Genomic DNA, 6,660 nt, shown 5'->3' with positions numbered 1-6,660 from the left:
CGAAAGACATCGGGGGGGCCACGGACGTGAGGCCGGAGACAGTGTCTCACGCGGCGAACGACGGGGCGGACGGGGCGGGGCGCGGCCCGCACGGGTGGACCCGGAGGGACGGGGCGGTGCCGCCGAGTGCCGCGCGGCGCTCCTGGAGGTAGCGCACCTCGGGGGCGTCCCCGCCCGGGTGGCCGTACGGCACCTGGCCGTCGGCGAACGCGGTGTCCGGGATCGGCAGGTCAAGCAGGTCCCGCATCGCCTTGAACTCGTCCACCGACAGCTTCTTCATCTGGTGGTTGGCGTTCTTGGACGCGAAGCCCTCGCCGAGGGTGTGGCCCTTGACCGTCTGGGCCAGCACCACCGTCGGGGCGCCCTTGTGCTCAAGGGCCGCCTTGTAGGCGGCGTACACCTTGCGCGGCTCATGGCCACCGCGCGAGAAATGGAAGCACTCGAGGATCTTGTCGTCGCTCAGCAGCTTCGCCATCTCGGCCAGCGCGGGGTCCTTGCCGAAGAAGTCCGCGCGGATATAGCCGGCGTCGCGGGTCTGGTACGTCTGCACCTGCGCGTCGGGGACCTCACGGAGGCGGCGCACCAGGGCGCCGGTGGTGTCGAGCCGGAACAGCTCGTCCCAGGCGTTGCCCCAGAGGGTCTTGACGACGTTCCAGCCGGCGCCGCGGAACTGGGCCTCCAGCTCCTGCACGATCTTGAAGTTGGCGCGGACCGGGCCGTCGAGGCGCTGGAGGTTGCAGTTGACGACGAAGGTCAGGTTGTCCAGACCTTCGCGACTGGCCAGCGCGAGCGCCGCGGTGGACTCGGGCTCGTCCATCTCGCCGTCGCCGAGGAAGGCCCAGACGTGGGAGGCGGAGACGTCCTTGATGCCGCGGTTGGTCAGGTAGCGGTTGAACCGCGCCTGGTAGATCGCCGAGAGCGGGCCGAGACCCATGGAAACGGTCGGGAACTCCCAGAGCCAGGGCAGCCGGCGGGGATGCGGATAGGACGGCAGGCCGTCGCCGCCGGACTCCTGGCGGAAGTTGTCCAGATGCGCCTCGGTGAGCCGGCCGTCGAGGAAGGCGCGGGCGTAGATACCGGGGGACGCGTGGCCCTGGATGTAGAGCTGGTCTCCGGAGCCGTCGCGCTCCTTGCCCCGGAAGAAGTGGTTGAAGCCGGTCTCGTAGAGCCAGGCGGCGGAGGCGAAGGTGGCGATATGCCCGCCGACACCGTGCTTGGCGCCACGGGTGACCATCGCCGCCGCGTTCCACCGGTTCCAGGCGGTGATCCGGCGCTCCATCTCCTCGTCACCGGCGACACCGGCCGGGGCGGGCTCGGCGGCGGTCGGGATGGTGTTGACGTAGTCCGTCTCCAGAAGCTTGGGCAGTCCGAGCCCGCTGACGCCCTCGGCGTGCTGGAGCGTCCGCCGCATCAGGTACGCGGCGCGATGCGGTCCGGCGGCCTTGGTGACGGCGTCGAGTGAGGCCGCCCATTCGGCGGTCTCCTCGGCATCGCGGTCCGGGAGCTGGTCGAGCTCGCTCGGAAGCAGCAGGTTGCCTACGGGGTCGGGCATGATCGCCGCCTTCCGGAGTGGGAGGGGGTGGTGAAGGGGCCTGTCTGGCAGGACGGGGCCGGGGACCGGGTGGGTCCGGGTCGACTCTAAGCCGACGATCGATGATCGATCAAAGTCTTGGGGGTGAAAAGTGGGGTTCGGCGCCAAAGTCGGCACACGGTGCCGCAAAGTCGTGCACTCCGTGCCGGTTTCCCTCACGGCGTTCCGCACCCCGGTGAGCCCCCGTTGCGCGGGGGGCGGGCGTGTTCGGTGTGCCGCACCCCGCACCCCGCACGGTGGGCCGGTGTGTCCGGCCTCAAACGCCGGCCGGGCTGGCGCTTCGGGGTTGCCGCAGCCGGTGAGCCCCGTTGCGCGGGGCTCGGGCGTGTCCGGTGTCCCCGCATGGTGGGCCGGTGTGTGTCCGGCCTCAAGCTCCCCCAGGCTTCGTCCGGAGGACCCCCAGATTTGTGGCGGCAGCGCCGTAAATCACACGGCCCCAACGACGCGCTCTCGGCGACGGGCAACCCCGACTACTCAGCCCGGCCGGCGTTTGAGGCCGGACACTCCGGGCACCGCTACGGGTGCGGTACACCGCGACACCCGGCCGCCCCGTGCGACGGGGCTCACCGGGGTGCGGCGACCCCGATATCCCTGCCCGGCCGGCGTTTGAGGCCGGGGACACACCGGCCCACCGTGCGGGGCGGGGGAACACCGCGACACCCCCGCGCCACGCGCAACGGGGGCACCACCGGGTGCGGAACACCGTGACACCCCGCGCCCCGCGCAGGGGACTCACCGGGGTGCGGCGACCGCGGGAGGGCGTTACGCGCGGGGGGCGCAGCCCAGGACGTGGGACTTGACGAGGGCACCGATCGACGGGTCGCGGCGGCGGAACGCCGCGACGAGGTCCGCGTGCTCCTCCGCGTACGACTTCTGCTTCGTCCCCAGCCAGCGGATCGACAGGGCGGTGAAGACCTCGATCCCCAGCCCCTCCCACGTGTGCAGCAGCACCCCGTTCCCCGCCGCCTTCACCAGCTCGCGGTGGAACGCCACGGTGTGCCGGACCTGCGCCGTCCCGTCCGCCGCGCGGTCCGCCTCGTAGAGGGCTGCCACATGCGGCTCCAGGGCCGAGCAGTCCGCCGCCAGCCGGTCCGCCGCGAGCTCCGCGGCGATCTGCTCCAGGCCGGCCCGGACGGGGTAGCTCTCCTCCAGGTCCGCGGCGGTCAGATTCCGTACCCGTACGCCCTTGTTGGGGGCGGATTCGATCAGGCGGAGCGACTCCAGTTCGCGGAGGGCCTCCCGTACCGGCGTCTGGCTGACGGCCAGTTCCGTCGCGATACGACGCTCGACGATCCGCTCGCCCGGCTTCCAGCGCCCGCTGACGATGCCCTCCACGATGTGCTCGCGGATCTGATCGCGAAGCGAGTGGACGACGGGGATGGTCATGGACCGCTCCTTCAAGAAGAGAAGACCCCTAGACAATACGGCGGTGCCCCTACCCGGGAGTACTTCCAGGCAGGGGCACCGCAGGTGAGGCTGGTTACAGCCCGAGCTCGACCTCGAACTCGCCGGCCTCCAGGATCGCCTTGACCGTCGTCAGGTAGCGGGCCGCGTCGGCACCGTCCACCAGGCGGTGGTCGTAGGACAGGGTCAGGTACGTCATGTCGCGGACGCCGATGACCGTGCCCTCCTCCGTCTCGATGACGGCCGGACGCTTCACCGTGGCACCGATGCCCAGGATGGCGACCTGGTTCGGCGGGACGATGATCGTGTCGAACAGCGCGCCGCGCGAACCGGTGTTGCTGATGGTGAAGGTCGCACCGGCCAGCTCATCCGGGGTGATCTTGTTGCCGCGGACCTTGTTCGCCAGGTCGGCCGTGGCCTTGGAGATGCCCGCCAGGTTGAGGTCACCCGCGCCCTTGATGACCGGGGTCATCAGGCCCTTCTCGGAGTCCACGGCGATGCCGATGTTCTCCGAGTCGAAGTAGGTGACGGTGCCTTCGTCCTCGTTGATCCGGGCGTTGACGACCGGGTGGGCCTTCAGCGCCTGGGCCGCCGCCTTCACGAAGAACGGCATCGGGGACAGCTTGACGCCCTCGCGGGCGGCGAACGAGTCCTTGGCCCGGTTGCGCAGCTTCATCAGCTTGGTGACGTCGACCTCGACGACCGAGGACAGCTGGGCCTGGCCGTGCAGCGCCTTCATCATGTTGTCGCCGATGACCTTGCGCATACGGGTCATCTTGACGGTCTGACCGCGCAGCGGGGAGACCTCGAGCGCCGGGGCCTTCCTGGCGGTGGACGGCGCTGCGGCAGCGGCCGGAGCCGGGGCGGCAGCGGCGGCCTTCGCGGCCTCGGCGGCGGCGATGACGTCCTGCTTGCGGATACGGCCACCGACGCCGGTGCCCTGGACCGCGGACAGGTCCACATCGTTCTCGGCGGCGAGCTTGCGTACCAGCGGGGTGACGTACGCGCCCTCGTCCGATGCCGTGGCAGCGGGGGCCGGGGCGGCAGCGGGAGCGGCGGGCGTCACCGGAGCCGGAGCCGCAGGAGCGGCCGGTGCCGCAGCGGCGGGCTGGGCCTGGACCGGAGCAGGCGCCGCTGCGGGGGCCGGGGCGGCCTGAGCCGGGGCCGGCTCGGGCGCGGCGGCCGGGGCCGGAGCCGCGGGTGCGGCAGGCGCGGCGGCCGGAGCGGCACCCGGGGCGCCGATCACGGCCAGCTTCGCGCCGACCTCGGCGGTCTCGTCCTCGCCGACCACGATCTCCAGCAGCACACCGGCGGCCGGGGCGGGGATCTCGGTGTCGACCTTGTCCGTGGAGACCTCGAGCAGCGGCTCGTCCTCGGCCACCTCCTCGCCGACCTGCTTCAGCCAGCGGGTGACGGTGCCCTCGGTGACCGACTCGCCCAGCGCTGGCAGTACGACGTCGGTACCGGAGGCGCCACCCCCCGAGGACACTGCGGGGGCCGGAGCGGCAGGAGCCTCGGCGGCGGGAGCCTCGGCGGCCGGGGCGGGAGCCGCCGGTGCCTCAGCGGCTGCCGGGACCTCGGCTGCGGCCGGGGCCGCGGCGGCGGCCGCAGCGCCCGAGCCGTCGTCGATGACGGCGAGTTCGGCGCCGACCTCGACGGTCTCGTCTTCGGCGACCTTGATGGACGCCAGCACACCGGAGGCCGGTGCGGGGATCTCCGTGTCGACCTTGTCGGTCGACACCTCAAGCAGCGGCTCGTCGGCCTCGACGCGCTCGCCCTCGGCCTTCAGCCAGCGGGTGACGGTGCCCTCGGTGACGCTCTCGCCGAGCGCCGGAAGGGTTACGGAAACCGGCATGGTTTCGGTTTCTCCTTACGAAATTGCGGTAGTGGTCGTCGCGCCCGTTGACTGGATCAGTCGTGGGAGTGGAGCGGCTTGCCGGCCAGGGCCAGGTGGGCCTCGCCGAGCGCCTCGTTCTGCGTCGGGTGCGCGTGGATGAGCTGCGCGACCTCGGCCGGCAGGGCCTCCCAGTTGTAGATCAGCTGAGCCTCGCCGACCTGCTCGCCCATACGGTCACCGACCATGTGGACGCCGACCACGGCGCCGTCCTTGACCTGGACGAGCTTGATCTCGCCCGCGGTCTTGAGGATCTTGCTCTTGCCGTTGCCCGCGAGGTTGTACTTCAGAGCGACGACCTTGTCCGCGCCGTAGACCTCCTTGGCCTTCGCCTCGGACAGGCCCACGGAGGCGACCTCCGGGTGGCAGTAGGTCACCTTCGGAACACCGTCGTAGTCGATCGGGACGGTCTTCATACCGGCCAGACGCTCCGCCACCAGGATGCCCTCGGCGAAGCCGACGTGCGCGAGCTGGAGGGTCGGGACCAGGTCACCGACGGCCGAGATGGTCGGCACGTTGGTACGCATGTACTCGTCCACCAGGACATAGCCGCGGTCCATCGCGACGCCCTGCTCCTCGTAACCCAGGCCCTGCGAGACCGGGCCGCGGCCGACGGCGACGAGCAGCACCTCGGCCTCGAAGGTCTTGCCGTCGGCGAGGGTGACCCGCACACCGTCCTCGGTGTACTCGGCCTTCTCGAAGAAGGTGCCGAGGTTGAACTTGATGCCGCGCTTGCGGAAGGCGCGCTCAAGAAGCTTCGAGCTGTTCTCGTCCTCGACCGGGACGAGGTGCTTCAGGGCCTCGACGATGGTGATGTCGGTGCCGAAGGACTTCCACGCGGAGGCGAACTCGACGCCGATGACGCCGCCGCCCAGCACGATCGCGGACTTCGGGACCCGGTCCAGCACCAGCGCGTGGTCGGAGGAGATGATGCGGTTGCCGTCGATGGTCAGGCCCGGCAGCGACTTCGGCACGGAGCCGGTGGCGAGCAGCACGTGGCGGCCCTGGACGCGCTGACCGTTCACATCCACCGAGGTGGGGGAGGACAGCCGGCCCTCGCCCTCGATGTAGGTGACCTTGCGGGAGGCGATCAGGCCCTGAAGACCCTTGTAGAGCCCGGAGATCACCTCGTCCTTGTACTTGTGGACGGCCGGGACGTCGATGCCGTCGAAGGTGGCCTTGACGCCGAACTGCTCGCTCTCGCGCGCCTGGTCGGCGATCTCGCCGGCGTGCAGCAGGGCCTTGGTGGGAATGCATCCACGGTGCAGGCAGGTGCCGCCGACCTTGTCCTTCTCGATCAGGGCGACGTCCAGGCCCAGCTGCGCTCCGCGCAGTGCCGCGGCGTAACCGCCGCTGCCGCCGCCGAGGATCACTAGGTCGAAAACGGTGCTGGCGTCGTTCGCCACGTCACGTCCTCCATGCATGTGCGCCGGGCGCCGGTCGTCATGACCGTGCGGCGGCTGGTGTTCGGCCGCTTTTCTTCGGCCCTGTGGTGGGGCCCTGTCCTGCCGAGAACCCATCTTCGCACTTGTCGAGGGCGGGCGGGACGCGGGGATGGGATCTGGGGCGGCGGCGCCGCCGTTCATGCACCTCTCCGGCCGGAGAGATCCGTCAAACGCTGAGAAACGCTGAGAAACGCTGAGAAACGCCGACGAATGCCTGGAAACGCTGATAACACTGACAATGCCGACAAACGCCGTGCCCGCCATGGTCGTGAGACGCAACAGCGATCCGGTGGCCCGTTTTCGTGTGCGGGGCGCCGGGCCGGGGG

At 70.7% G+C, this 6,660-nt stretch carries 3 protein-coding genes and 1 pseudogene; all 4 read right to left on the bottom strand.

The window, feature by feature from the left end; all coding sequences use genetic code 11:
- Positions 1 to 118: 118 nt before the first annotated feature.
- Positions 119 to 1,552, bottom strand: a pseudogene (locus tag ACFWI9_RS30435) (pyruvate dehydrogenase (acetyl-transferring), homodimeric type); the annotation flags it as partial.
- An 801-nt stretch (positions 1,553 to 2,353) separates the two neighbouring features.
- Positions 2,354 to 2,977, bottom strand: a complete 624-nt coding sequence (locus ACFWI9_RS30430) for a GntR family transcriptional regulator (RefSeq protein WP_387167323.1) — start codon at positions 2,975 to 2,977, stop codon at positions 2,354 to 2,356.
- Positions 2,978 to 3,071: 94 nt separating this feature from the next.
- Positions 3,072 to 4,850, bottom strand: coding sequence for a 2-oxoglutarate dehydrogenase, E2 component, dihydrolipoamide succinyltransferase (sucB, locus tag ACFWI9_RS30425; protein ID WP_387167320.1), 1,779 nt, complete (start codon positions 4,848 to 4,850; stop codon positions 3,072 to 3,074).
- Between the two features lie 56 nt (positions 4,851 to 4,906).
- A complete protein-coding gene (gene lpdA, locus ACFWI9_RS30420) occupies positions 4,907 to 6,295 on the bottom strand; it encodes a dihydrolipoyl dehydrogenase (RefSeq protein ID WP_387167318.1) in 1,389 nt (462 codons plus the stop codon).
- Positions 6,296 to 6,660: the final 365 nt, after the last annotated feature.

The organism is Streptomyces sp. NPDC127084 (genome assembly GCF_042724175.1).
Taxonomy (GTDB): Bacteria; Actinomycetota; Actinomycetes; order Streptomycetales; family Streptomycetaceae; genus Streptomyces.
The sequence above is the reverse complement of the archived record's forward strand: the minus strand, read 5'-3'. Positions and strand labels throughout refer to the sequence as shown.